Annotated in this window: 23 protein-coding genes, 4 tRNA genes and 3 other RNA genes; 15 read left to right on the top strand and 15 right to left on the bottom strand. The window is 53.2% G+C overall.

The features are described from left to right. Window positions 1-332: 332 nt before the first annotated feature. Both OCU43_RS19320 and OCU43_RS19315 read left to right on the top strand, forming a co-directional pair. Window positions 333-1,823, top strand: coding sequence for a glutamate-cysteine ligase family protein (locus OCU43_RS19320; protein ID WP_091360269.1), 1,491 nt, complete (start codon window positions 333-335; stop codon window positions 1,821-1,823). Then, complete coding sequence (locus OCU43_RS19315) at window positions 1,823-2,890, top strand: M14 family metallopeptidase (protein WP_091360103.1); 1,068 nt, start codon at window positions 1,823-1,825, stop codon at window positions 2,888-2,890. The genes OCU43_RS19320 and OCU43_RS19315 overlap by 1 nt, the downstream gene beginning before the upstream one ends. A gap of 132 nt (window positions 2,891-3,022) precedes the next feature. Here the strand turns inward: OCU43_RS19315 and OCU43_RS19310 are convergent, their stop codons facing one another. From OCU43_RS19310 to OCU43_RS19295, 4 genes are all read right to left on the bottom strand, one after another. Then, window positions 3,023-4,090 (bottom strand): hypothetical protein, encoded by a 1,068-nt coding sequence (locus OCU43_RS19310; protein ID WP_091360101.1) that lies wholly within the window; start codon window positions 4,088-4,090, stop codon window positions 3,023-3,025. Between the two features lie 85 nt (window positions 4,091-4,175). After that, window positions 4,176-5,012, bottom strand: coding sequence for a CvfB family protein (locus OCU43_RS19305; protein ID WP_091360099.1), 837 nt, complete (start codon window positions 5,010-5,012; stop codon window positions 4,176-4,178). Between the two features lie 84 nt (window positions 5,013-5,096). Continuing rightward, window positions 5,097-5,609, bottom strand: a complete 513-nt coding sequence (gene luxS / locus OCU43_RS19300; protein ID WP_091360097.1) for an S-ribosylhomocysteine lyase — start codon at window positions 5,607-5,609, stop codon at window positions 5,097-5,099. Between the two features lie 117 nt (window positions 5,610-5,726). Beyond that, window positions 5,727-6,473, bottom strand: coding sequence for a fused MFS/spermidine synthase (locus OCU43_RS19295; protein ID WP_091360095.1), 747 nt, complete (start codon window positions 6,471-6,473; stop codon window positions 5,727-5,729). 246 nt (window positions 6,474-6,719) lie between these two features. Between OCU43_RS19295 and OCU43_RS19290 the strand changes: the two genes are divergently transcribed. Beyond that, window positions 6,720-6,938, top strand: coding sequence for a hypothetical protein (locus tag OCU43_RS19290; RefSeq protein WP_091360093.1), 219 nt, complete (start codon window positions 6,720-6,722; stop codon window positions 6,936-6,938). 73 nt (window positions 6,939-7,011) lie between these two features. On the opposite strand, the gene OCU43_RS19285 is transcribed toward OCU43_RS19290, so the two are convergent. Next, window positions 7,012-8,364 carry a DUF1329 domain-containing protein gene (locus tag OCU43_RS19285; protein WP_091360091.1) on the bottom strand — a complete coding sequence of 451 codons (1,353 nt, stop codon included), beginning with the start codon at window positions 8,362-8,364 and terminating at the stop codon, window positions 7,012-7,014. Window positions 8,365-8,391: 27 nt separating this feature from the next. Next, a complete protein-coding gene (locus tag OCU43_RS19280; protein ID WP_091360089.1) occupies window positions 8,392-10,245 on the bottom strand; it encodes a DUF1302 domain-containing protein in 1,854 nt (617 codons plus the stop codon). 269 nt (window positions 10,246-10,514) lie between these two features. On the opposite strand from OCU43_RS19280, the gene OCU43_RS19275 reads away from it, so the two are divergent. From OCU43_RS19275 to greB, 9 genes are all read left to right on the top strand, one after another. Beyond that, window positions 10,515-11,582, top strand: a complete 1,068-nt coding sequence (locus tag OCU43_RS19275) for an AraC family transcriptional regulator (RefSeq protein ID WP_091360088.1) — start codon at window positions 10,515-10,517, stop codon at window positions 11,580-11,582. A gap of 114 nt (window positions 11,583-11,696) precedes the next feature. Continuing rightward, window positions 11,697-11,787, top strand: a tRNA-Ser gene (locus OCU43_RS19270). Between the two features lie 15 nt (window positions 11,788-11,802). After that, a tRNA-Asn gene (locus OCU43_RS19265) sits at window positions 11,803-11,878 on the top strand. 4 nt (window positions 11,879-11,882) lie between these two features. Then, a tRNA-Lys gene (locus OCU43_RS19260) sits at window positions 11,883-11,958 on the top strand. A 46-nt stretch (window positions 11,959-12,004) separates the two neighbouring features. After that, window positions 12,005-12,080 (top strand) — tRNA-Lys (locus OCU43_RS19255). A 65-nt stretch (window positions 12,081-12,145) separates the two neighbouring features. Then, window positions 12,146-12,266, top strand: a non-coding RNA gene (locus OCU43_RS19250) — RtT sRNA. Between the two features lie 65 nt (window positions 12,267-12,331). Further along, window positions 12,332-12,452: non-coding RNA, RtT sRNA (locus OCU43_RS19245), on the top strand. Window positions 12,453-12,517: 65 nt separating this feature from the next. After that, window positions 12,518-12,638: non-coding RNA, RtT sRNA (locus OCU43_RS19240), on the top strand. Between the two features lie 478 nt (window positions 12,639-13,116). Beyond that, window positions 13,117-13,593 carry a transcription elongation factor GreB gene (gene greB / locus OCU43_RS19235; protein WP_091361083.1) on the top strand — a complete coding sequence of 159 codons (477 nt, stop codon included), beginning with the start codon at window positions 13,117-13,119 and terminating at the stop codon, window positions 13,591-13,593. 37 nt (window positions 13,594-13,630) lie between these two features. Here greB and OCU43_RS19230 read toward each other — a convergent pair whose 3' ends face one another. Continuing rightward, window positions 13,631-14,617, bottom strand: a complete 987-nt coding sequence (locus OCU43_RS19230) for a YeiH family protein (RefSeq protein WP_091361085.1) — start codon at window positions 14,615-14,617, stop codon at window positions 13,631-13,633. 114 nt (window positions 14,618-14,731) lie between these two features. Here OCU43_RS19230 and OCU43_RS19225 point away from each other — a divergent pair, with 114 nt between their 5' ends. Then, entirely contained in the window at window positions 14,732-15,658 is a 927-nt protein-coding gene (locus OCU43_RS19225) for a LysR family transcriptional regulator (RefSeq protein ID WP_091361087.1), read from the top strand. 84 nt (window positions 15,659-15,742) lie between these two features. Further along, window positions 15,743-16,177 (top strand): hypothetical protein, encoded by a 435-nt coding sequence (locus OCU43_RS19220; protein ID WP_091361088.1) that lies wholly within the window; start codon window positions 15,743-15,745, stop codon window positions 16,175-16,177. Window positions 16,178-16,230: 53 nt separating this feature from the next. Here OCU43_RS19220 and OCU43_RS19215 read toward each other — a convergent pair whose 3' ends face one another. The 7 genes from OCU43_RS19215 to dapC form a co-directional block, all read right to left on the bottom strand. Next, window positions 16,231-16,617 carry a hypothetical protein gene (locus OCU43_RS19215; protein ID WP_091361090.1) on the bottom strand — a complete coding sequence of 129 codons (387 nt, stop codon included), beginning with the start codon at window positions 16,615-16,617 and terminating at the stop codon, window positions 16,231-16,233. Beyond that, window positions 16,610-16,924: a hypothetical protein gene (locus OCU43_RS19210; protein WP_091361092.1), complete on the bottom strand. Its 315-nt coding sequence runs from the start codon at window positions 16,922-16,924 to the stop codon at window positions 16,610-16,612. Before OCU43_RS19210 ends, OCU43_RS19215 begins: the two co-directional genes overlap by 8 nt. A 3-nt stretch (window positions 16,925-16,927) precedes the next feature. Continuing rightward, window positions 16,928-17,764, bottom strand: a complete 837-nt coding sequence (locus OCU43_RS19205; RefSeq protein WP_091361094.1) for a putative RNA methyltransferase — start codon at window positions 17,762-17,764, stop codon at window positions 16,928-16,930. Window positions 17,765-17,769: 5 nt separating this feature from the next. After that, window positions 17,770-18,909 (bottom strand): succinyl-diaminopimelate desuccinylase, encoded by a 1,140-nt coding sequence (gene dapE, locus OCU43_RS19200; protein WP_091361095.1) that lies wholly within the window; start codon window positions 18,907-18,909, stop codon window positions 17,770-17,772. Window positions 18,910-19,002: 93 nt separating this feature from the next. Further along, window positions 19,003-20,034, bottom strand: a complete 1,032-nt coding sequence (gene dapD / locus OCU43_RS19195; protein ID WP_091361097.1) for a 2,3,4,5-tetrahydropyridine-2,6-dicarboxylate N-succinyltransferase — start codon at window positions 20,032-20,034, stop codon at window positions 19,003-19,005. Between the two features lie 30 nt (window positions 20,035-20,064). Continuing rightward, a complete protein-coding gene (locus tag OCU43_RS19190) occupies window positions 20,065-20,409 on the bottom strand; it encodes an ArsC family reductase (RefSeq protein WP_091361099.1) in 345 nt (114 codons plus the stop codon). A 10-nt stretch (window positions 20,410-20,419) separates the two neighbouring features. Continuing rightward, window positions 20,420-21,637, bottom strand: coding sequence for a succinyldiaminopimelate transaminase (gene dapC / locus OCU43_RS19185; protein ID WP_091361102.1), 1,218 nt, complete (start codon window positions 21,635-21,637; stop codon window positions 20,420-20,422). A 178-nt stretch (window positions 21,638-21,815) separates the two neighbouring features. Here dapC and OCU43_RS19180 point away from each other — a divergent pair, with 178 nt between their 5' ends. After that, on the top strand, window positions 21,816-22,169 hold the full coding sequence (locus OCU43_RS19180) for a PilZ domain-containing protein (protein ID WP_175483592.1): 354 nt from the start codon (window positions 21,816-21,818) through the stop codon (window positions 22,167-22,169). A gap of 65 nt (window positions 22,170-22,234) precedes the next feature. Here OCU43_RS19180 and OCU43_RS19175 read toward each other — a convergent pair whose 3' ends face one another. Further along, the gene (locus OCU43_RS19175) at window positions 22,235-25,381 is read right to left on the bottom strand and encodes an efflux RND transporter permease subunit (protein ID WP_091361107.1); all 3,147 of its coding nucleotides are present in this window, start codon (window positions 25,379-25,381) and stop codon (window positions 22,235-22,237) included. Between the last annotated feature and the right edge of the window lie 2 nt (window positions 25,382-25,383).

Here is a 25,383-nt window from a genome sequence, read left to right as displayed (position 1 = left end):
AGGGACTGGCCAAATCAGTCTCTGCGCCGCAGACAGATAACCGGTGAGGTGAGAGTCATCTGCCAGTACTTACGGACAGAGCTGATATTAATGTAAATGAGAATGACTATCAATATTATTTGTTGGTTTTGTTGCTTATAAACTGACCCGGCCTCACAACTGCCGTTTTTGCAGGGGCTGAGAGGAGTTATAAGTTGCTGTGCAAAGGTTTTCCCAAAGGATATCCACAGAAACCGGGGATAAAAACTGATCCTGTCGTTGCGTATTAACATTGAAGAATAACCGGGCTGCGTCTTAACTGAATGTAACCAGGCACCGGAGTGGAACTGATAATGGGACTTGAGATTAAGAAATCTGAATTTACCCGGCAGGACTATGAGCGTTTTACCCGCAGGCTGTTTGCTAATCTGGATGAGTTGGCACAGTTACTACGTGAGCCTGGTTTCGGTCTGGGGGGGGCTACCCTGGGGGCCGAGCTGGAGCTCTACATCGTTGATAAGCTGGGGCGGCCGCTACCGGTGAACAGTGAGGTCCAGAAACAACTGGGAGACCCGCAGCTGACACTGGAGCTGAATCGTTACAATCTTGAATATAATCTGACCCCGGTCGGGATAGAGGGCAGGCCATTTTCAGCTATCGAGGCTGAAATCCGTACAATACTGGAACGGCTCAATGAGCTCGCTCAACCTTTCGATGGCCGGGTGCTACCGATCGGTATTCTGCCGACACTGCAGCGAAAAGACTTTGGACTGCATGCGATGACCGATCTGTCCCGTTATCATGCGCTGACCCGGGCGCTGGCTGAGATGCGGGGAGAGACCGTCGCGATTCGCATCGATGGTGAAGATCCGATCTCCCTGCGCGCTTCGGACGTCACCCTGGAGGGGGCGAATACTTCGCTGCAGATGCACTATCGTGTTACTCCTCAGCAGTTTGCCGATAGCTATAACGCGATTCAGCTGGTCACCCCTCTGGTACTGGCGATCTCAGCCAATTCACCGTTCCTGCTGGGCAACCGGCTCTGGCATGAAACCCGGGTACCACTGTTCAAACAGGCTATCGATGGCAGCGGTAACTGTTCGGTGAAAACCGGAGAGGCTGAGCGCGTGAGTTTTGGTCATGGCTGGGTCAGGCATGGGGTTCATGAGCTGTTTGCCGAAGCCGTCTATCTGCATAAGCCAATTCTGCCGGTGTGTGAAAGCGGCCATCGCCGTACTGCTAAGACCGTTGGAGATGCCGATAACCACTCTCTGTTTGAACTGACGCTGCATCAGGGGACCGTCTGGCCCTGGAATCGTCCGGTGTACGATCCGGTTGATGGCGGGCATCTGCGTATTGAGATCCGTTCATTACCGGCGGGACCCAGTCCCTGCGATATGATGGCAAATGCGGCGCTGATTATCGGCCTGGCCGAAGGGCTGCGTGGCCGCATCGAGGAGATTATTCCGGCGATGCCCTTCAAAACCCTGGAGTATAATTTTTATCAGGCCGCCCGCTTTGGTATGGGCGCGCAACTGATGTGGCCCAGCGGCCCCCGTGAACAGTTAACCCGGCGTGCGGCGGTGGATATTGTGGCTGCACTGTTGCCGGTGGCCCGGAAAGGCTTACTGAGGGCGGGAATCGATGCTGCAGAAGCTGATCACTATCTGAGGATTATCCGTCAGCGTTTGCAGGCGAAAACCAATGGCGCCTGCTGGCAGTTAAGACAGTTTGAACGGTTATCAGCATCACTGGTAAAACGACGGGCGTTGCGATCTATGCTGGAACACTATATTGATCACTGTGGCAACAATCGTCCGGTGGCTGAATGGGAGGATATCTGATGCCACGACAATCACACCCGATACAGTTTATTCATAATCCAGACCCGGCTTCTCTGCCACCGGAGGTGGAGCTGTTTCTAAGGCGGCTGGGTGGCCCCACTCTGATTGTGGTGGATGGCCGGGATAACAGCCGCTGCCGGGCTGTTGCTACCCTGCTGCATGGCAATGAGCCTTCCGGCGTTAAAGCTCTGCTTAAATGGCTGCGCACGGGTGAGCGTCCTGCGGTTCGGTTGATCTGCCTGATCGCTTCCGTGCAGACCGCCCTGCATGAGACGCTTTTCTGTCATCGCCAGATGCCGGGACAGCGGGATTTAAACCGCTGCTTTGCTCCTCCATTTGAGGATAATCCGGGACATATTGCCCGGCACTTCATCGAACTGCTGGCGCAGTATCAGCCAGAAGCTCTGCTGGATATCCATAACACCTCCGGCATGAGCCCCGCCTTTGGGGTGGTGGTCAGTGAAAACCCTGAACATGAAGCGCTGGTGGCACTGTTTACCCAGCGGATGATCGTCACAGAGCTGCGTTTAGGGGCTCTGATGGAGTTGAGTTGTCAACAGATGCCTGTCGTAACCATTGAGTGTGGTGGTGCCGGACAAGCCGGGTCGGACCGGGTGGCAGAGGAAGGGTTACAACGATATCTGTTCAATGAGCAGGTGTTACATCCGCCATCCGGGCTGGTAATGGATCTGTATAAAGATGCAGTGAGACTGCAGTTGTTACCCAGTTGCCGGATAGCCTTTGCTGAGCAGCCGGTTGCGGGGGCTGATCTGACCGTTCCTCCTGATGTGGAGAGGTTTAATTTTGGTACGATACCGGCGCTGACCCGGTTGGGCTGGCTTGGTTCTGAGGGGATGTCGGTATTCCGGGTGCAGAGCGCTACGGGGGAGAACCTGCTGCCACACTATTTCCTCAGCCGGGCATCAGGGCTCTATTCTGCCCAGCAACTTAAACTGTTTATGATAACCACTAACCCGGCGATTGCGCTCAGTGATTGCCTGTTCTACGCCTGTGCCGATATTGAGCTTGAGCAGATGGTTGATCCCAGAGCTGACAATGAGCACTGACCAGAACCTGACCAGCTTTGAAAGGGCCCGGCCTGACAGGCTCTGGCGAACCATTAGGTGGGTTATGCAGAGTTTTCCCCAGAGGTTATGCACAGATTCTGTGGGTAACTTTTCACACCAGCTCTGCACGTTTCAGAGGCACTTTTTAAGTATCGCAACGCCCTGTTTATACCCCAGTCCGCCATTACCATGAACCGCGCCAACCTGATGATCGGGGCTGGCGGTGAGCTGCTGATGCATCTCGATCAGACTGTTGAGGGCTGGATTGTTCCACGGGCCTTTTGCCAGGTTCATCCCGCCGGTGATGGTGATCAGATGCTGTTCCAGAAAAGCGGGCACCTGCTCCAGCAGGTCGACCAGCCCACTGGTCAGTAAAAAGGCGATCGGCACCACCGGATAGCAGGTGTAAACCTCCAACAGGGCATCACCATTGCGAAACCGTTGGGCGAAGTCGGTATCTGCCTGTTCACAGGCGGCTTTGTAAGCGGTTTCAAGATGGGTGTAACTGACAATGTCTTCTACATGCTGCTGACCATCAGCGGGCAGGAAGCCCAACCCGACTCCGGCGACCTCAAGGCATTCCTCAGGGGGCACCAGCTGTTGGGCGATCGCTGCACTGCAGAGCAGTAACCGGCCGGAGAAATCGATCAGCGGATTGGCGCAATCGACCCCTCTGAACAGGGGAGTGATATGGTTATACCAGCGCTCATCGGGTAGCTGTTCAGCTAATAACTGGTCTGAAACTACGTTTCGGTAACTGCATTTATAGTTTTCAAACAGGTGGTGAGCCAGTTGCTGAAATAGCTGAGCATCGGCGCCATGGCGGTGGATAAACTGTTCCGCCAGTTGATTATAGGCAGTGGTCAGGGGGTAGTCGTCACCATAAATTGCCATCAGATCAAGCCGTTGCTGACGCTCATAGCCGCTACGCAGCATATCTTTACCGCTGATCACTACGGCATCGGTTGAGCCGCTGATAATCATCTGCCGGGCATCGGCCAGTGCTTCAATCGGGCCGCAGCCGCTGCGGTAGTGATGTTGTTCCAGTGCGCTGTGCCAGGGAGTGCTGAGCGGGTCGATGATCAGCTCAGTTAAGCGGATGCCCTGCTGATGCAGGGTCGCTTCCAGATCCAGACAGTGCTTCAGAGAGCCGCGAGCATCTACGGTTTTTGCGGCGGCAATTATCAGGGCCTGTGTCATAGCGCTACTCCTCGGGTCGGGGAGGCTATCTTATCAGGGTTTTCCTGTATTTTGTAAGCGCCAGATGAGGAATCCCCCTCGCTGACTACTTTTTCAGCAGGCGGATACCATCCGCTTCTATCGCAATACGGCGCTCTTTGTAGAGGCGCCCGATCGACAGTTTGAACGCTTTTTTACTGCAGCTGAACAGACGTTTTATCGTTTCCGGTGAGGTTTTGTCATTGGCGGCAATATAACCATCATGCTCTTCCAGCAGGTGCATGATACGTTTACCCAGATCATCGGTTTTGCCATACCCCAACTGCTGCAGGCTCAGGTTGATCTTGCCATCCGGGCGGATCAGTTTGATAAAGCCCTTCATGCGCTGACCATAGCGCACCGGCTTGAACAGATCATCATCGTAGATCACGCCCCAGTGCTGACCGTTGATAATCGCTTTGTAACCGATGTGGGTATGTTCTTCGATGATCAGGTCTACCTGCTGGCCCTTCTCGTAACGGTGCGGGTAGTTATCGAGAAATTTGTTCAGCTTAGTGGAGCCGGCAATGCGGTCGGTTTCCTGATCCAGATAGAGATAGACGATCTGTTCCTGACCCTTCTCTACGGTTTTCTTCTGTTCGCTGAAAGGTACCAGCAGATCTTTTGGCAGCCCCCAGTCGAAAAAAGCACCGGTGCGGTTCAGGTCGACCACTTTGAGACAGGCAAACTCGCCGATCTGTGCTTTTGGCGTTTCGGTGGTGGCGATCAGCAGGTCATCGGAATCACGGTAGATAAACACCTCCAGTCGATCTCCTGGCTGAGTGTTATCGGGCACATAGCGCTGAGGCAGCAGAATATCCCCCAGTTCTTCACCATCAAGATAAACGCCGAACTTAACCTGCTTGGTTACTTCCAGAGTGTTGAACCGGCCGATCATTGCCATGGTTTGTGTTGCCTCTTAGTCAATAAAAAACGGAGCCATACTCGCTTTAGCCTGGCTCCGTTCCGGATCAGAAATCTGCGCTAATCAGGAGTGAGACTGCAGAAACTCAGGATCAAGTTTCAGTTCATCATTGCTGTTAACGCCCACGCCACGCTGGCGGATAGTGTCAGCGATCGCTTTAGCCTCATCCAGAGAGTGCATATGGTAGGTGCCACACTGATATTCGTTCAGTTCTGGAATCTGGTTCTGTTGTTCAACCTTCAGTACATCATCCATCGATTCCAGCCAGGCGCCAGCGACACTCTGCTCTTCCGGGGTGCCGATCAGGCTCATATAGAAACCGGTGCGGCAGCCCATAGGGGAGATATCGATAATCTCAACGCCGTTGCCGTTCAGATGATCGCGCATAAAGCCGGCGAACAGGTGCTCCAGCGTGTGGATCCCTTTTTCACTCAGGATCTCTTCATTCGGACGACAGAAGCGCAGATCAAAAACCGTAATGGTATCGCCACCGGGTGTTGTCATTTTTTTAGCAACACGAACCGCCGGTGCATTCATTCGGGTGTGGTCAACAGTAAAACTATCTAGCAGAGGCATGTCTGAATCTCTCGCTTGGGTAAATAACAGGAATAACCATAGTATAGTCGCCGATTATCCCAGTATTACGCTGGGAAATTAACCCTTTCTCCGGATTTCTTTTGTGTCGCCCGCCGTTCAGATCTCCTGTAGCCGGTTCAGTAGTTTGCGGGCGGGAAACCCCAGCTGCTTCTCCAGCTTTTTAGCACCATTAAGCAGTACTCTGGGGTTTGATTCCGGCTTGCCGCTCTTGAAAGCAAAGGCGATCAGGTTGCCGCTATCGACGGTACAGCAGAGCCAGTTATCACCAAACAGGTCTGATAGTTGCTGGTTAGCCAGCGGATGATAACCGTTACCCTCATCCCACAGGTTGAGCACCAGTACTCCATGATCCGTCAGCAGACGGTAGCACTGTTCAAGGTACTCTTTTTGCAACTGCTGATGCTGCATACCGGCATCGCTGAACAGATCGGTAAAGATCAGGTCGCAAGGGGTGGTTGCTTGACAGAGGTATTCCAGGGCATCGCTGATGGTGATGCTCAGGCGGTCGGTGTCCGGCAACAGGAAATGCTCGCAGGCGATATTCAGCACCTGTTGCCGGAGTTCCGCAACACAGATCGACAAGTTGGATGAATAACTCAGCAGTGCGTGTACCAGTGATCCGCCCCCCAGACCCAGCATCAGTGCCCGTTGTGGGTCGGGCTGGTATAACAGGCCCAGCAGCATCGCTTGCAGGTATTGATAGACCGGGTATTCCGGACGGCTACGATCGATCCGGCTCTGTTCACCGCCGGAGCCAAAGCTCATGTAACGATAGGGGCCATCATCGTAAACGTAGATCGGGCCATACTCATCAAAATGGCGGGCGATCTCAGTACCCTGCATAGTCACTGTCCGGAATGGTGTTCAAAGGTTTCTCCCTAAAATATTCGTGCTATTTGCTGCATCGCACAACAGGTATTGATCTGGATCATGATTTTGTGGCTGAAGTGTAGATCTGTTCAATGATTCTCTCAGCAGTTGATTCTTTTTCATCTCAACTAACTACTTAGTTGAACGGAAAGTGGAACGGGTTTGATCTATTATTACCTGCTTGCAGTAAGGATAAAAACAAAAAAGTGGGAGAAACTCATGAAGCAGAGTGAGCTGGTGCTGGCCCATTGTATCGGCTGCGGCTGTGATGATCATCACAGCTGTGATACCGATTATGGCAAATGTACCTGGATTATTGTTGACCGGGAACTGAATGTTGGCGTGTGCAGTGGTTGTGAAGATGCTCTGGCTGCCTGGCAGCAGGGGGCAAGAAGCGCTGCGGCCGTTCAGGCGCGAGCGCTGCATCGTCACGGTTAATGGTTCAGACAGCAGATAATAACAATAAAAAAGAAGGAGCCTGAGGGCTCCTTCTTTACTTTCTGCAGGCGGATTAACGAATGCCCATGCGGCGGATCGCCTGTGGCGTAAAGTCGCTGTGCTTAAAGCGCGCTTTAAAGTCGAATCCATCGCCCTCCTCATTGGTCAGACTGCCCACCAGATAGCGCCCGGACTGCAGGTCATAGAGTGCTTCAGCGGTTAACCAGGGCACCTGAGCATCCTGATACTGCATCTCATGAGCTTCACCGACGCGCCACAGCTGACCCCGACCATCATAGTGGTCAACAATCGCTGCCTGCCAGGTATCTTCATCAATATAGAAGACCCGTTTCGCATAGATATGTCGTGCCCCCTCTTTCAGGGTCGCTTCAACCTTCCACACCCGGTGCAACTCATAGCGGGTATAGTCCGGGTTCATATGACCTGGTTTCAGAATATCGTTGTATTTCAGGTTGCGGTCCGCCAGTTTATAGCTGTTATAGGGGATGTAGATCTCCTCCTTACCAGCCAGTTTCCAGTTGTAGCGGTCGGGCGCGCCGTTAAACATATCCAGATTGTCTGAGGTGCGCTGGCCGTCTGAAGCGGTGCCCGGTGCATCATAGGCGATCTGCGGAGCGCGACGAACCCGGCGCTGCCCGGCATTGTAGATCCATGCCTGACGGGGTTTGGCGATCTGATTCTGTGCTTCATGCACCAGCAACACATTGCCGGTCAGTCGGGCGGGTGCCTGAATCTCCTGTACAAAGTAAAACAGAATATTATCATCCTGCTCCGTACGCCCCTCTTTCAGGTAGCTGGGCCAGGACATCTTCTCGGTAATCTTCACCGGCACAAAGTTGCCATTCTCATGCACCGGCACCTGTACGAAGGTGCGCTCAAGGGCTCCGCCGCGGTAACGGGACATATGGTTCCAGATAACTTCCAGGCCATTCTGAGGAATTGGGAAAGGGATTCCCTCAAGGGTATTTGCACTCAGTCCGTTACCATTGTCTACCAGTTCCGACTGCACCGCATTTTGACGGGCGTGATCATACTGAGACTGGGGCAGGGAGGCACTGCGATGGGTTGGATAGATGTTCATCCGGAAGCTGTCCGGGTATTTGGCAAACAGTGCTAACTGGCCCGGCGTCAGATGTTGTTTATATTCAGCAGCGTTTGCCGCCGTAATCGTAGCGAGAGGTTGTTCATCACCATAAGGGTCATTAAAACGCTCTCCACCCGCGGGCAAACCACCATCCCACGCAGGGATGGTGCCGTTTGCGTTGCCGGCTTTTTCAGCCCCCATAGGGGTTAATGATGCACCCAGCTTGGCGGCTTCTGTGTCTGAAACAGCGGCCAGTGTCTGCAGGCTTAAACTTAATCCCAGGGCAGAGCCAAGGATCAGGGCAGTCGATTTAAACGTCATAGAAAATTCTCCTGTAATCCTTAACTGTTAGAAAGAGACCGAAGCGCTGAGAGACAGAAAGTCGCGGTCGTCAACCGGGTTATAGTCACCACCAAAGAAGTTGGTATAGCCTAGTTGAACCTGATACTGGTTCAGGTAATCGGCGGTCAGGCTGATAGTGGCTGTTTTTTCGCCTTCGTTAAAGGCTGCGCCTGGTTGAGGGCCATAACCGTTAATACCATGTTTAAAGCTGATTTCAGGTTTGAGGTTAACCCCGGCAAAGGCATTCGGGTAGGTGAGATTTGCCCGGACAACGTAACCGAAGGAGTCCTGGGTTACAAAACCTTCAGTATCCCCCGGAGTATAACCAAAGATACCGTTTCGACCATACTTCAGTGCGGTTGCACTCTCATCAAGGTCGTGCACATGGGTCCAGCCCAGTTCACCAATCAGTGTCATCCGGCTGGCGCCCATCACCTGATCAACAAATTTTACAAAGCTGGTTTGTACCTGAGTGATATCAAAAGTACTGTAGCCATGAATATCTTCGCCGAAGCCGGTTGAAGCTACCAGTGAGTTGGCAGGGTTGTTGCCGGATACTGCCGGGTTACCTAATGAAAGCATTGCGGCAACCAGCATCGGTCCATTCATTTGTAGAGGGACATCCATCTTATGGCTGACCTCTCCCGACCAGGCGACATCACCCAGGCTGGTGCTAAAGCTAAGTCCGATCAGTTTGGTATCTTCCGGGTATTCAACAAAATACTGCGACTGGAAGACGCCCAGCTGGCCCAGTGTACCCAGTGAAACAAGATCGGCCTTAATACCACTGATCAGCGGTAGCCGGCTGTGATATTGCGCCAGATACAGACCAAACTCCGTACTGTTTAGCTCTTCGGCAAAATAGCGGAAGGCAACACCAAACTGACCACTGTCATCGGCTTCTCTGATGCCATCTGCAGCTCTGTTTACCACCAGATCGGTACTAAAAGGGGGGCTGCCGTCAAAGGTGTTGAAATATACAGAGTCTGGGCTATTCGTCGCTGCCAGCGCAGGGTTATCACTGCGGATGCGGATGCCGTTACAGCCTTCAGCGGTGAAGTCATTAGTTGAGAAATATGTGCCGCAACCATCAATCGCGGTTTTTTCCCATTCAAGCTGGTAAAAACCCTCAACACTAAGATTGTCGGTCAGACCCAGTGAGGCAAACGCCATGTTAACCGGTAACAGTCCCTCTTTTACTTCAGCGCCTGCCCGGCGAAATGCACTTACGTCGAATGGGTTAATGACGTTGATGCCGCCCTGTATGAACGTGCTTTCACCCCAGTTTACGACCTGACGGCCGAGGCGGATGTCGAGAGGCTTATCACTGAGGTCAAATGAGCCAAAAACGTAAGCGTCGAGAATTTCTGCCCCGGAAAACTGAGCATAATCATTAAAGCCGTTGTCATCCAGTGGGGTATTTGACACATAACCATTTGGGATATTGCCGTGGTTCGCATTGCCTTCATTCAGGGCATAGTCGTACCAGTATTTACCGCGGATAAAAACGCCGACATTGTCCTTGCTCAGTTGAAGATCATGTACGCCTTTTAGAACAGTCGAAAAGGCATCACCTTTGGAATAGTTCTGGGTACCATCATCGTATGAACCTGAGCCTGCACTGGTACCACCGTTAGCCTTAGAGATCAGACCCTCGTTCGGGTTGCTCATCCGCCAGCTCGAGCCAACCGACAGTTGAGAATCAAATCGCCCTTCGATCTCTCCAAGGTTAAATTCTACAGCGGATGCCGGTCCGGCGATTGAGGCTGTCAGCATTGCAAGGGTTACACTTCGCGCGAGTTGATTGCGCACAGGAGTGGCACGCCAGGGGGCTGACGTCCTTATCGATCTCTTTGCCATTTAGTTCACCTTCTCGGTAACTTGTTATTTTTGTTTGTTCAGCCTGCCCGTCCCTCGGACCGGGTTGCAGACTTCAGGCTTGCTTCATCTGAAATTAAGGCAGAATAGATAATCCTTCAATTCAACCTGTTTGCTCAATAACAATAGCTGTCATTTTCACTGACAAAAAATGTCTCGGCTATTTTTTTCGTTTTTCATGATATAAGTTAAAGGAATACTATCTGAAGTTCTTAAAATTACAAAAATATTAGCAGAGCAGAGATAAAACGATGGAAAAGACCATCACCGTTCCAACAGGTTATGTCCGTTACCTTCTGACGCAGGTTGAGAAGCAGGGCTATAATCTTGATGAACTTCTGGCTGTCGTCGGCATAGATCCAACTGAAATAGAGCAGCGAACTGAGTTTTCTGCTATCAAATTCGGTCAGCTATACCAGAGAATTATGTGGACTGCTCAGGATGAGTCGTTTGGTATGGTGTCTGGAGGGCGGGTGCCCAATGGTACTTTCCGGATGATGTGCCATGCCATTATTCACTGCCCGACGCTGGAACGGGCGATCTATCGCTGCAGCTCTTTTTATGAGATCTGTCGCGGCACTAAGGTAAAGCCTTATCTGGTGCGCAAGGGGCGCTACGCCAAGCTCTCCTTTGCACCGGTCAGTTCCGTACCCGAAAAAGAGGTGCGCGAGATGCTTCAGAACGAAGCGCCGGGAGTAGTGCGGACCGGACTGTCGATGTGGCACCACTTTATCAGTTGGCTGATTGGTTCACGCCTTGATCTGAAGGCGGCTTACTTTACCTTTCCACCGCAGGACGACAGTTATCATTATGAGACACTGTTTCAGTCGGAGATAAAGTTTGGTCAGCACGACAATGCCATCGTGTTTCCGGCCCGCTACCTTGATTATCCCATTATCCAGAGTGATGAAAGCCTGCGTGGGTTTCTGCAAACAGCCCCCTATCAGCTGATTGTCATGGTGGATAATGATCAGAGTCTGCGTTCGCAGGTTAAAGCGATGCTGGGTAAAGATTTCAGCCGCGAGTTGCCCGGCGCGGAAGAGGTGGCTTTTAAACTGAATATGTCGGTATCAACCCTGCGCCGCCGTCTGGCGGAGGAGAACAGCTCATACCAGAAGATTAAGGATGAGTGCCGTAAGAAAGCGGCGATTAACTATATGGACTCGCCGCAACTGTCGATCAATGATGTGGCAGCCCTGATGGGGTTTGATGAGCCGTCGGCGTTTTTCCGTTCTTTCAAAAAATGGACCGGCATGACACCGGGGGAGTATCGGCGCAGTGAGACCTATGGTGAGAAGTACAGTCTGGGAATGAGCTGATGGCTGACGATATTTGCCGGGATTGCGATCCGATAAAATTCTGCAAAAAATTAATTTTTTCCCTTCTAAAGTATTGACACAAACACGGAATCCTTTAATATACGCGACCTCACTGGAGGGGTGGCTGAGTGGTCGAAAGCACTGGTCTTGAAAACCAGCGAGGGTTGATAGCCCTCCCAGGGTTCGAATCCCTGCCCCTCCGCCATAGTGAGAACGTTGTTCCTCGATAGCTCAGTTGGTAGAGCAGTAGACTGTTAATCTATTGGTCGCTGGTTCGAGTCCAGCTCGAGGAGCCACAGCGGGTCGTTAGCTCAGTTGGTAGAGCAGTTGGCTTTTAACCAATTGGTCATAGGTTCGAATCCTATACGACCCACCACTCTCTCTCAGGAGAGTAGTGGACAGGGGAAAAAGAAGTTTGGTGTGGGTCGTTAGCTCAGTTGGTAGAGCAGTTGGCTTTTAACCAATTGGTCATAGGTTCGAATCCTATACGACCCACCACTTCTAAATTAAGCCGCTACTCTTGAATAAAGATTAGGCGGTTTTTTTGCGTCTGTAGAAAAGTAATATGAAGTTGATCGTATAGGATGAGAACCTATAGGTTCGATTCGAGCCGCTTTTTGGCGAGAAAACATCGGAGCCTGCGACGATGGCCCGAAGGGCGTGGTAATCCTATACGACCCACCACTTCTAAATTAAGCCGCTACTCTTGAATAAAGATTAGGCGGTTTTTTTGCGTCTGTAGAAAAGTAATATGAAGTTGATCGTATAGGATGAGAACCTATAGGTTCGATTCGAGCCGCTTTTTGGCGAGAAAACATCGGAGCCTGCGACGATGGCCCGAAGGGCGTGGTAATCCTATACGACCCACCACTTCTAAATTAAGCCGCTACTCTTGAATAAAGATTAGGCGGTTTTTTTGCGTCTGTAGAAAAGTAATATGAAGTTGATCGTATAGGATGAGAACCTATAGGTTCGATTCGAGCCGCTTTTTGGCGAGAAAACATCGGAGCCTGCGACGATGGCCCGAAGGGCGTGGTAATCCTATACGACCCACCACTTCTAAATTAAGCCGCTACTCTTGAATAAAGATTAGGCGGTTTTTTTTACGTCTGTAGAAAAGTAATATGAAGTTGATCGTATAGGATGAGAACCTGTTCTTAAGAAATAGGGTTCGATTCGAGCCGCTTTTTGGCGAGACAACGCCGGAGCTTGCGACGATGGCCGGCAGGGGGCAGTGATCCTATACGAGGCTCAAGTAAGATCTGTGACTTCTACATTAAGCCGCCACTCTTGATTAGAGATCGGGCGGTTATTTGCGTCTGAATTTTGTACATCAACGTTTATCTTTACTGTTGATCTAAGTACGAGGCTGATCAGTCTCGTTACTCTTTTTTCTTTTCTCTGTGTTCTCAGAGTCCTCTGTGGTAAAAATGCTCTCCTTATCTCTGATCGTTGAGCCAGTCAGTTAATGCAGCTGTCTGGCGTGTGATTCTGTACGCGATAGAGGTTATTGATGTGAGGGTGCTAAAAACCGATGAGAGCAAGATTAATTACCCAGCAAGGCTACGATAAGCTCAAAGAGGAACTGGATTTTCTCTGGCGCAAAGAGCGCCCGGAGGTGACTCAGAAGGTTACCTGGGCGGCCAGTCTGGGAGACCGTAGCGAGAATGCTGATTATCAGTACAATAAAAAACGTTTGCGGGAGATTGATCGTCGGGTCCGCTACCTGCGTAAATGTATCGATGAACTGGGTGTGGTCAATTATGCGCCGGAACAGGAGGGCAAAGTGTTCTTCGGTGCCTGGGTTGAGATTGAGAACGATGCCGGTGAGATAAAACGTTTTCGTATTGTCGGCTATGATGAAATTTTTGAGCGCAAAGACTACATCTCTATCGATTCACCAATGGCCAGAGGCCTGTTGAAAAAAGAGGTGGGGGACGAGGTGCTGATCAGAACGCCGGCCGGTGAGGCGTACTGGTATATTAATAAGATTGAGTATATTCAATCCTGACGGTACCGACAGCGCTCTGGCCAGTACTGCTGTTGTATTAAAGTCTGATCAGCAACAGGTTGAGAAAATAGCCGCCGACAATCAGTATCAGGAACAGTATCAGTGCCAGCAGCAGGGGTTTCGCTCCCGCCTGTTTGATGGTGGCCCAGCGGGTTTGTAATCCCAGTGCGGCCATCGCCAGCGCCAGACTGAACTGACTGCACAGTTTGATCAGCTGTAGCGCAGGCTCTGGAATCGCTGTCAGGCTGTTAACGGCGGTTGCAGCGATAAAACCAAAGACAAACCAGGGAATAATGATCGTCCCGCCTTCGGCCTTTTCATCAGCAGTGCGGTTCAAGCGCGAGCTGAGCAGCAGAATAAAAGGGGCCAGCATCATCACCCGAATCAGTTTTACCACCACGGCGGTTTGCAACGCCTCGCCACTGATCGATCCTCCCGCTGCCACCGCTTGCGCGACTTCATGCACGGTGCTGCCAATATAGATACCAAATGCAGATTCACTCATGCCGGCAAACTGATAGATCAGCGGGTAACTGAACATTGCCAGCGTGCCGAACAGGACGACGGTGGCTACCGCCACTGTGACATGTTGCTGCTTCGGTTTAAGTACTGACTCGGTGGCCAGCACCGCAGCAGCCCCACAGATTGCGCTGCCAACCGAGGTGAGGATGGCGACATCGCGATGCAGTTTGAAAAACCGTATGCCGATCCAGGTGCCGACACTGAAGATGCAGACAATGGTTACCGCATCCAGTAACAGTGCCTGCCAGCCAACTGCGAGTATCTGTTCCAGACTCAGACTAAAACCAAACAGTACGATGCCGGTGCGCAGTAAACGCTGCTGACAGAAGAGGGTAAAACGATTGTCAGCGAAGCTGAGTACAGGGTGATCGAAATGCCCCCAGATCATGCCCATCAGAATGGCCAGCGGCAGGGCGCTGAGCCCGATACTGGCGACAGGTTCCAGGTGGGCCAGTCCAAGTGCCAGAGCGGCAATAATGGGAAGCAGTATAGATCGTGGCATAGTTGGGCTCAGATTGGTTGTTAGCGCAAGGGTTGTGACAGGCGCTATCTTCCAATTTTAATGATATTAAGTAAAATGGATGTTTCTAACATTAGATATAAGAAAAACCGAACAATGAGTCTGTCCCTGAGACAACTGAGAATATTCGAGGCAACTGCACGTCTGGGGCGGTTGACGGCGGCGGCTGATGAGCAGGCGCTGAGCCAGTCCGCGGCCAGTCAGGCGCTCAAGGAGCTTGAGGTGTCGCTGGGATACCGCCTGTTTAGTCGTAACAGTCGTGAGCTGGTGATAACTGAGATGGGGCGGGATATTCTGCCCCGGGTACGGGATATACTGATCAATGTTGAACGCCTTAATACTCCTCGGGGCGGGGGGATCAGTGGCTCATTCCGGGTAGCGGCCAGTGTCACCATCGCCAGTTATCTGTTTGCACCACTGATGGCTGACTTTATCAGGCAGTATCCACAGGTTGAACCCGATCTGCAGATCGCTAATACCCGGCAGGTGATCGCAGGGCTGGAGAAGGGGCAGGCACATATCGGTCTGATCGAAGGCCCGGCTTCCCACTCTCAGTTGCAGATTATCCCCTGGCGCAGCGATGAGTTGCTGGTGTTCTGCAGTCAAACCCATCCGTTGGCGCAGGCAGGTCACCTGAGTGTTGAGCAGATGTCGCAACAACGCTGGATTCTGCGGGAGCAGGGATCAGGTACCCGCGAAGTGTTTGACCGGGCACTGCAGCAGGTGAACGGGAATGTCGCTATGGTGATGGCGCTCAACCGCCAGGAGGCGATTAAGCAATCGGTTAAGGCGGGTCTGGGGATAGGTTGTCTGTCACGGCTGGCGGTTGCTGAGGAGCTTCGCAGGGGCGAGCTGGTGGTGTTACAGACGCCGTTGCAGCTGTCCCGGCAGTTATCAGTGGTAGTGCCCAGCGACACCTGTAGCAACCCGTTGGTTCAGGCATTCCTTCACTTTCTGCAGCTACCAGAGGCTGCGCCGCTTCAGACTCATCCGGTGGCATCGTCTGCTCCGATAAGCCGATAATAAGTGTCAGAAAATACTCAAGAAATACCGCTTCAGGCCGAACTATAACTGACGCGATAGTAACCCGGGTATTGTGGTTTTCAGATGCAGATAGAACGGCTTGAACAGTTAGAGCAGCGAATTGAGGGCTACACCTCTTCGTTAACCCATGCGGTTAATGAGGGGCGTGGTGCACAGTTCTCTATGCTGTTAAGTCTGATCACTGCTACCGAATATCAGACGCAGAAGGGCCGGACCACATCCGAAGGGTTTCGCCTGCCGGAACCCGAGACGCTGGAATACCCTGATACTGACTCGTTGCATACCGCCGAGGTGGTAAGCCGTCTTAACAGTGCGGTCAATGAACATCATGCGGGGGATTTCGCCTACCTGCTCAGTCACCTTTCGGTGCAGGAGAATACACCGGTCAGAAGTGTGTCTGCGGCGGATGATTTTGCCCGGATCGGGCTGGCTTCTGCGGGTCGTCTGATGCTGGATGAGATCGACCGTTCCGGTCAGCAGTTCAGTGCCCGGGCCTGAGGGCGCGTGTCGCTGGCTGGATCTGCAACCGCGTTTACTGAGCGTTGGCAGTATTACGTACGCCAGTGAATCTTTTCAACCGTATCCCCCTCGATCCGCCACCACTCATCCGGATCATCCCCTGAGGTCCAGCCGCTGGCGATACAGCGTATTTCGGTCTCCAGTTCACGGGCAGCCTGTTGCGCACAGTCCAGATCTTTGATCCAGGGAGTCTGGTCGGAGTTAAACCAGATACTGCTCCAGGCTTTGCCTGAGACCTTTTCATGGATCATCACTGGGATCTCGCAACCACTGATTCTGGCGTTGAAGTGGTGCACCTGGCCCTGCTCGAAATCTCGCTGCAGCGATTCGCAGAGGCTCTCCAGCCACTGGGTTATCCGTTCGAGAGAGCGGTCTTTAATGTAGATCTCAATATCGGGGTGGCGTTGGTCTTCAGTCATGGTTTTGGTCAGATTTCAGGTCGGGTTGGCTGTCGGTTAGCAGAAAGCGGAAAATCCGCAGAACGCTCAGGCTAATATAGCCGAAGGCGGCGGTTATTGCTCCGCAAATTGCGACAATAAGTCCGACCAGTGCGAGAATCTCCCGCGGCAGGCTTTGCATCAGCAGAAACTGGGCAATCGCCAGGGCGATAAAGCCGATCATAAAGAGACCGATGCCGAGCAGCAGAATGGTCAGGTTCTGCTTGACGTTGTCGGCACGGCGGATAAGACGTAAGCGCAGGCGTTGTTTTAAGTTGCCCCGGCGCATCGCTTAAATCCGCCGGAAACGCGCCAGGCAGACATCCAGAGTCAGTTCTAACTGGCTCAGCGCAGCCAGTCGTTCACGGGCACTCTGATTGATCCGCCAGCCATGGGGCGTCATCGCCAGTAGCTGGCTGATCTGGGTCTGGTCAGGCAGGGAGAAACGATATCTGATCGCTTCAGTGGAAATATGCTCAAACGCTTCGCCGAGCACGGTTGCCGGATCAAAGCCTGAGTGACGCACCTCGTCGTAGATCAGTTCGCGCAGCTCGATCAGGTGGTCTTCGCCAGGGTAGGCGATCAGCAGCTCCGCGCCTGGCTTCAGCGTGCGACTAAACTCATCCGGCATCAGTCGGCTGAACAACACTGATATCAGCTCCAGAGAGTAGTCCGCTACCGGCATCCGGGCACCGGAGGCGACCATCCAGGTAATGCCTTTACTCTGGCTGCAGGCTGCTTTGACGGCGTGTTTTGAAATGTCGAGTCCGGCCAGTTGATAATCGACGCCGCTTTGTTGCAGCTGCTGCTCCATCCGGCAGGTGTAATAACCCTCACCACAGCCCATATCGAGAATGCGGGGTGATTGATGCTCTGCCGCACGCTCAGCCAACCGGGTAGCGATAGTGTCAGCCAGTTGCTGGTAATGCCCCAGGGCAAGAAAGTTGCGCCGTGCCTGCACCATTTCGGCATTGTCGCCGGGATCCTTAGAGCGTTTCTGATTGGCTAACAACAGATTCCAGTAGCCCTGTCGGGCCGCATCAAAGCTGTGGCGATCCGGGCATTCAAGGTGCTTGCTATCGCCTGATAAGGATTGCAGACAGACGGGGCAGTTCAGGTCAAAGTTCATTCCGCTTACCGGGTCAGCAGTTTTGCCATAATGTTTTCATACAGTGATGACAGGGTGTCCAGATCATCCGCCTTAACCCGCTCGTTGACCTTATGGATAGTCGCATTGATCGGTCCCAGCTCGACAACCTGGGCGCCGGTGGGTGCGATAAAACGGCCATCAGAGGTGCCGCCGGAAGTGGAAAGCTCTGTCTCCAGGCCGGTAACCGCTTTGATTGAATCGATACAGGCGTCTACCAGATCACCGCGGTCGGTAATAAAGGGGTTACCGCTGAGGGTCCAGTTGATATCAAAATTCAGGCCGTAGCGGTTGAGAATCGCATAGGTCCGCTCCTTGATCTGCTCTGCGGTGACTTCGGTGGAGAAACGCAGGTTAAACTGCACATCGATATGGCCCGGGACCACGTTGGTTGCACCGGTACCGGCATGGATATTGGAGATCTGCAGGCTGGTTGGCGGAAAAAACTCATTCCCCTCATCCCAGACTTCAGACGCCAGGTCGTTCAGTGCCGGAGCGGCCAGGTGGATCGGATTTTCCACCAGATGAGGGTAGGCAACGTGGCCCTGCACGCCGCGTATGGTCAGGTCACCGCTGATTGAGCCGCGGCGCCCATTTTTGATCACATCGCCGACCTTCACGGTGCTGGAGGGTTCGCCAACAATACACCAGGTGATCTTTTCATTGCGTGCTTCCAGATGATCGATTACCCGGGTGGTGCCATTCACAAACGGCCCCTCCTCATCGCTGGTGATCAGCAGGGCGATCGAGCCATCATGGTCGGGGTGATGCTCTAAGAAGCGTTCCAGCGCGGTAATAAACGCCGCCAGGCTGCCCTTCATATCGGCGGCACCACGACCACACAGAAAACCGTCCTCTATTACCGGATCAAACGGTGGATGGTCCCAGTTGGCTTCCGGGCCGGTGGGCACCACATCGGTGTGTCCGGCAAAACAGAACAGCGGTCCTTTGCTGCCCCGGCGTGCCCAGAAGTTTGTCACCTCTTCAAACTGCAGGCGTTCGATATGAAAGCCCAGCGCTTCCAGCCGTTCGATCATCAGCTCCTGACAACCATCGTCTTCGGGGGTGACGGAGCGACGGGAGATCAGTTGTTTGGCAAGTTCGAGGGTGGCACTGAGTTGAGACATGGAGGTTACCTTAACGCCGGATGGCCGTTGCAGGGGTGGATAATGGGGTGCTGCGGTGAGCAGCACCCTGACACTGGACGGAGAACGCCAGGCTTAGTTGTGCGCGTGCAGCTCTTCGTTCAGCTCGATTGCAGACTTGTTGGTCTTCACTTCGACGCGACCGGTCTGAGAGTTGCGGCGGAACAGCAGATCCGGCTTACCGGCCAGTTCGGCGGCTTTCACAGTGCTGACCTCGTTGTTCTGGTCATCCAGCAGTGTCACTTTGGAGCTGGCAGTGATATACAGACCCGCTTCAATAGTACAGCGATCACCCAGCGGCAGACCCAGGCCCGCATTGGCACCCAGCAGACAGTTTTCACCGACGGAGATCACGACATTGTTGCCACCGGACAGGGTTCCCATAGTGGAGCAACCGCCGCCGAGATCAGATCCGTTACCGACCACAACCCCGGCTGAGATACGGCCCTCGACCATGCTTACGCCCAGCGTACCGGCGTTAAAGTTAATAAAGCCTTCATGCATCACCGTGGTGCCTTCGCCGACGTGGGCGCCGAGACGGACGCGGGAGGTCGCTGCGATCCGGGTGCCGGCAGGGATAACGTAGTTCGCCATTTTCGGGAACTTATCAACTGAATGGACATCGATAATCCGTCCCTGAGCGCGGGCTGCCAGTTGGCGTTTAGGCAGGTCCGCCAGGGAGATGGCTCCCTCACTGGTCCAGGCAACGTTAGGCAGCTTACCAAACATGCCGTTCAGGTTCAGACCGTGAGGCTTCACCAGACGGTGAGACAGCAGGGTCAGTTTCAGGTAGACCTCCGCGGTGGACTCAGGGTCAGCATCGGTTTCCAGAATGGTCAGAATCATCGGTTGCTGAGTACCTTTACAGATCTCAACGATCTCGGCCTGATCCTCTGCATCGATCGCCAGAAAAGCCGCTTCCAGTTCGCTCAGCTGAGAAGTTGTCAGTTCGATCGCCTGATTGCCACCGTTATAGCCGGCGATATCCTTAACCGCGGTGATCAGTTGTGCGGATGGATTCAGCAGCGGGCTGTTAAAATAAACTTCCAGCAACTCTCCCTCTGATGATTTTGTGCCGATACCCAGGCCGAATGCAAATGTACTCATTGTTTGTAACTCCATAGAACTTTTAAGAATTTATTTGAACAGAGCGCTGTAGTCACTCTCTTTGAAACCCACCTGAATGCGGTCGCCGAGGTTCAGCACCGGACGCTTGATCAGCGTCGGAGTGGCCAGCATCTCGCGAATGGCGGTGGTTTCATCAATACTGTTTTTTATACTGTCATCCAGAGCACGCCAACTGGTGCTGCGCTTATTTAACAGCGCCTCCCAGCCGAGGCTGGCAACCCATTCCTGTAACTGGGCTTCTGTCAGCCCGTCTTTGCGGAAATCATGGAAACTGAAATCCACCCCGTTGCTTGTCAGCCAGCGCTGCGCTTTCTTCACTGTATCGCAGTTTGAAATACCATATAGTGTCGTCATGTTCTGCTCCTCAGGCGGTGAGTGATTCAACGTAGCGGCGAATCCGCTGCGCACCTTCAACACACTCTTCCAGGGTTGCCACCAGTGCCATCCGCACAAAGCCCGCGCCCGGCAGTTCGCCTGTCTGGTCCTCCCTGGAGACGTAGCTACCTGGCAATACCGTAAGGTTTTGCTGGGCAAACAGTCCCTGAGCAAACTGGTCGTCAGGAATCGGTGTAGCGGCCCAGAGATAGAAACCGGCATCGGGCATTCTGACATCCATAACAGGCTCAAGAATTTCCAGCACTGCGGCAAACTTCTCCCGATACTTATCGCGGTTCTCCAGCACATGGGTCTCATCGTTCCAGGCCGCAATACTGGCCAGCTGTACCGGAATTGACATGGCGCTGCCGTGATAGGTGCGGTAGCTGGTGAACGGTGCAATCAGACGGGCATCGCCAGCCACAAATCCTGATCTCAGGCCCGGCAGGTTAGAGCGTTTCGACAGGCTGTGGAACACGACACAGTTTTTATAGTCGTGACGGCCCAACTGGGCACAGACTTCCAGCAGGCCTACCGGCGGATTGGCTTCATCGAAATAGATCTCTGAATAGCACTCATCGGAGGCGACAATAAAATCATACTGGTCAGACAGAGCAATCAGTTTAGCCAGCGTTGCGGCGTCTGTAACTGCCCCGGTGGGGTTACTTGGTGAGCAGAGAAACAGCAACTGGCAGCGTTGCCAGACCGCTTCGGGCACCGCATCAAAATCGGGCACAAAATGGTTTTCAGCGGTGCAGCTCAGATAATAGGGTTCGGCACCGGACAGATAGGCCGCGCCTTCGTAGATCTGATAAAACGGGTTCGGTGATAACAGCAGCGGTGTTGCCTCGGTGGCAGGCACCCGGTTGATGGCACACTGGGTGAAGGCGAAGATCGCTTCCCGGGTGCCGAGCACCGGTAGTACATTATCGGCACCGGTCAGGCTGCCAGGCTGCAACTTAAAACGCCGGATGGCCCAGTCCGCAATGGTCTGACGCAGTTCAATTGTGCCGGCGGTGGTTGGATAGTTGGCCAGTTTGTCCAGATTCTGGCTCAGTTCATCGATCACAAAAGCGGGTGACGGGTGCTTCGGTTCGCCGATGGAGAGCGCGATATGTTCAAGCTCGGTGGGAGGGGTTACCCCGGCTTTCAGCTTAGCCAGTTTTTCAAATGGATATGGCTGAAGCTTCTGCAGATCTGAATTCATTGAAATGCCTTGTAATTGCCGCTGACAAAAGAGCGGAAATTATACCGGATGGAAGCCAGCAGGCCAATGAAAGCCACCATCTATTGACGTTTATATGCAATGGCGGATGAGATAAGTGACATTCTGCCGTCTACGACATAACCTTAAGAAACAGGAACAAACGGGGGAGTTGGTAAGCGTGCTTACAGATAGTCGATTACACCCTAGGGTTGACGCTGATTTTGAGGTCCGGGTGGGCATCCCTGGCGATAATACCGGTGCCCGGATTATCAATATTAGTCTGGGTGGTGTTGCCATTCAGGGTAGCCAGGCGCTGGTGCAGGTGTTAAAAAACGACAATGCTAATCCCAAAGGGGTGAGTGAGCATGTGGTCAGTTTTAGCATGCCTGACGGTGAACTGAGTGAAGTTTGCCGGTTAATCCATATCCGGCGATTGTCTCAGAGCCGGTTTGAATTTGGTATGAAGTTTGTCGATCTGAACCCGCAGGATGAGCAGATCATCGCCAGCTATGTTGACCGCCATGTGGTCTGATCTGCCAGAACAGTAGCGCAATCACTGCCCGGTGAGACCGCCGGGCTCTCTGCCTTGCATCGCTATCAGGACTGCAGGGGCGCCTTTTCACGGCGGATAGCTGATCTGAACAACTCTTTGCCATTCTCCAGCATCACCAGCAGGGCTGGTACAACCAGCAGAATCAGCATGGTGCCAAACGCCAGCCCGAATACCAGTGAGGTGGCCATGGGAATCAGGAACTGCGCCTGCAGCGAGGTTTCAAACAGTATGGGTGTCAGGCCTGCAATGGTGGTGAGAGAGGTCAGCAGCACCGCCCGCAGACGCTGACAGGCCGCTTCCACTATCGCGTTGTGAACACTCATCCCCTCTTTGCGCAACTTCTGGAAAAAGGTGATCAATACGATGGAATCATTAATGACGATGCCAGAAAGGCCAAAGCAGCCAAACAGTGACAGTATGGTCAGGTTCTGCCCCGTTAGCAGGTGTCCGGCGATGGCTCCGGTCAGTCCCAGGGGGATCGCCAGCATCACTGCCAGAGGCCAGCTGTAGGATGAGAACACCCAACTGAGAATGATAAAGATCAGCAACAGCGCTATTAACAGACCCATCTTCATATCCGCCAGGGTTTCCCGCTGGTTTTTATTACGCCCTTCAAAACTGGCCTGAACGCCATATTCTGAGGTGATCTGCTGTAGTTTGCCGGCGTTCAGGTCAGCGATAATTTCATTGGCATTGGCGACTGCTTCATCAAGATCGGTGGTCACCTTAATCGCCAGCTGACCGTCGACCCGCTGTAGCCGGTCAAGCCCCTGCTTATCGGTGAACTGCACCACATTGGCCAGCGGCGCAGTCTCGCCATTGGGGAGCAGAATCGGCAGGTTTTCCAGGGCGCTGAAACGATCCCGTTCGCTGTCTGGCAGTACCACTCTGACCTCGACCTCATCCTCTCCCCGGTTGAATATCTGTACCAACTGGCCATCAAAAGAGGAGCGTAGCTGGCGGCCAACCGAGTTGAGAGTCAGTCCGGCGGTCTTGCCTGCCGGTGTCAGTTGGTAGATCAGCTGAGACTTACCAAAGGGCAGATCATCATCGACGTTGCTGACGCCGTTGTACTGACTCAGTGCGTCCTGAACCGCGAGCGAGGCTTGCTTCAGCTGTTCAACATCGGAACCGACCAGTTTAACTTCAAGCGACTTGCCGGGTGGGCCGGAACGATTCAGGTCGATGGTGAATTTTTCAATACCGGCGGGCAGTGTGATCTTACTGCGCCACTTTTTAATGATCTCCCCGTTGGTGATCTCCCGGCTGTCGATTGAGGTCAATTGCACATAGAGCGCACCAAATTCATCGCCCTGACTGGACCCCTGACTGGTGCGGCTGCTATTGGTTTTGCGGTGGATCTGCAGTGCCATCTTAATCAGATTGCCGCCCAGCTCCTCCTCGGTCTGGTGCAGCGTCTGATCCAGATGTTGCAGGAATTTATCCACCTGATCGGGACTACTGCCCGACGTGAACTGAATGTTGGCGTTCAGGGTTTCCATCTCAACCGCCGGGAAGAAGGTGAACTTTATCCGTCCACTGCCCACCAGCCCGATGGCAATAATAAACGCTGCCAGGGCGATTGTGACTGTCACCCAGCGAAACCGGATGGCGCTTTCAACCCAGCTGCGAAACCGGCCGTTCTTAAAATTATTGAACGCGGCATCGAGTCTGATACGGGTTTTTGAGGGGTGCAGATCGGCCGCTTTATGCAGACTGTGGTGCAGGTGGCCGGGCAGAATCAGGAAGCACTCCACCACCGATGCCATGATGACACAGATAACCACGGTGGGAATATCGATAAGGATATTGCCGATAATGCCGCCAATTAACAGCAGCGGCAGAAACGCGGCGATGGTGGTGAGAGACGAGGCCATGACCGGTGCCAGCATCCGGTGGGCTCCGCCGATGGCTGCCTTGAGCCCCGGTTCCCCCATCTGCAGATGGGTCAGGGTGTCTTCACCGACCACAATGGCATCATCAACAATAATACCCAGTGCCATGATCATACCGAACAGGCTGATCATATTGATGCTGCCCCCAATACCGTAGAGAACCGCCAGCGTCGCCATAAAGGAGACGGGAATCCCTACCGTTACCCAGAAGGCCACCCGGGCATTGAGAAACAGAAACAGGGTGGCGATCACCAGAATCAGTCCGCCGACGCCGTTTTTGATCAGCAGGTTAATGCGGTCCTGGATCGCTTCATAGCCTTCATCAAAGGCGATGAGCTGGATATCCGGTGGCAGTGTGGGTTGCCTTTCACTGAGCCAGTCGCGCATTATTTTAGCGGCTTTCAGGGTATCTTCATGCTCTGTGCGGCGCAGCAGTAACTGGATTGCCGGTTGGCCGCGATAGGTGAGATAGGTCTGGTTGTCCCGGTTGCGCCAGTCAAGGGTGGCGATATCTCCCAAACGCAGCAACCGGCCATCTTTGGCGGTAATCAGGGGTAGCTGACTAAAGCCCTCAACATCGCGCTGCTGACTGAGACTGCGGATCTGACGGGAACCATCCCCCTGTGCAGCGGTACCCGCCGGCAGATCGACGCTGCGCTGATTGATAATCTGGGCGACATCGCTGAGACTCAGCCCCAGTTCATGCAGGCGGCTGGAGGGGATCTGAATGGCGATCTCCTCTTCTGGTAAACCAACAAAATCGATTTTGCGGATACCCCGCTGCAGCAGTTCCCGTTCATACTGACGCGCCAGAATCCGTAGTTCCTGTGCGGACGCTTTGTCGCTGGTAATCAGGATCCGGGCGATATCATCATAGCGGATCACCCGCTGTACGATCGGCTTTTCCGCATCCGACGGCAGGTTGGTGATGCCATCGACCTTCTGTTTTACCTCATCAAGAATATAAGCAACATCACTGTTTTCCTCCAGCTCCAGGCGGATGGAGGCGGAACCCTGGGTGGCGGTCGAGTAGATTGCATCGATACCGTTAACCGATTTCAGCTCCCGCTCTATGGGAAGGATGATCGAGCTTTCCACATCTTCTGCGGCCGCACCACTCCAGGGCACGGCGATGGTGATAATATCCAGCTCGAAAGTGGGAAAAAACTGGGTGTTAAGCTTTTTTAATCCCCAGACGCCCGCCAGGATCATCAGCATCATCAACAGGTTGGCGGCCACCCGGTGTTCGGTAAACAGAGTGATCAGGCTTTTCAGTGGCCCCTGGCTGGTCGGCATAA

This window comes from Amphritea atlantica (assembly GCF_024347255.1).
Taxonomy (GTDB): Bacteria; Pseudomonadota; Gammaproteobacteria; order Pseudomonadales; family Balneatricaceae; genus Amphritea; species Amphritea atlantica.
The sequence above is the reverse complement of the archived record's forward strand: the minus strand, read 5'-3'. Positions and strand labels throughout refer to the sequence as shown.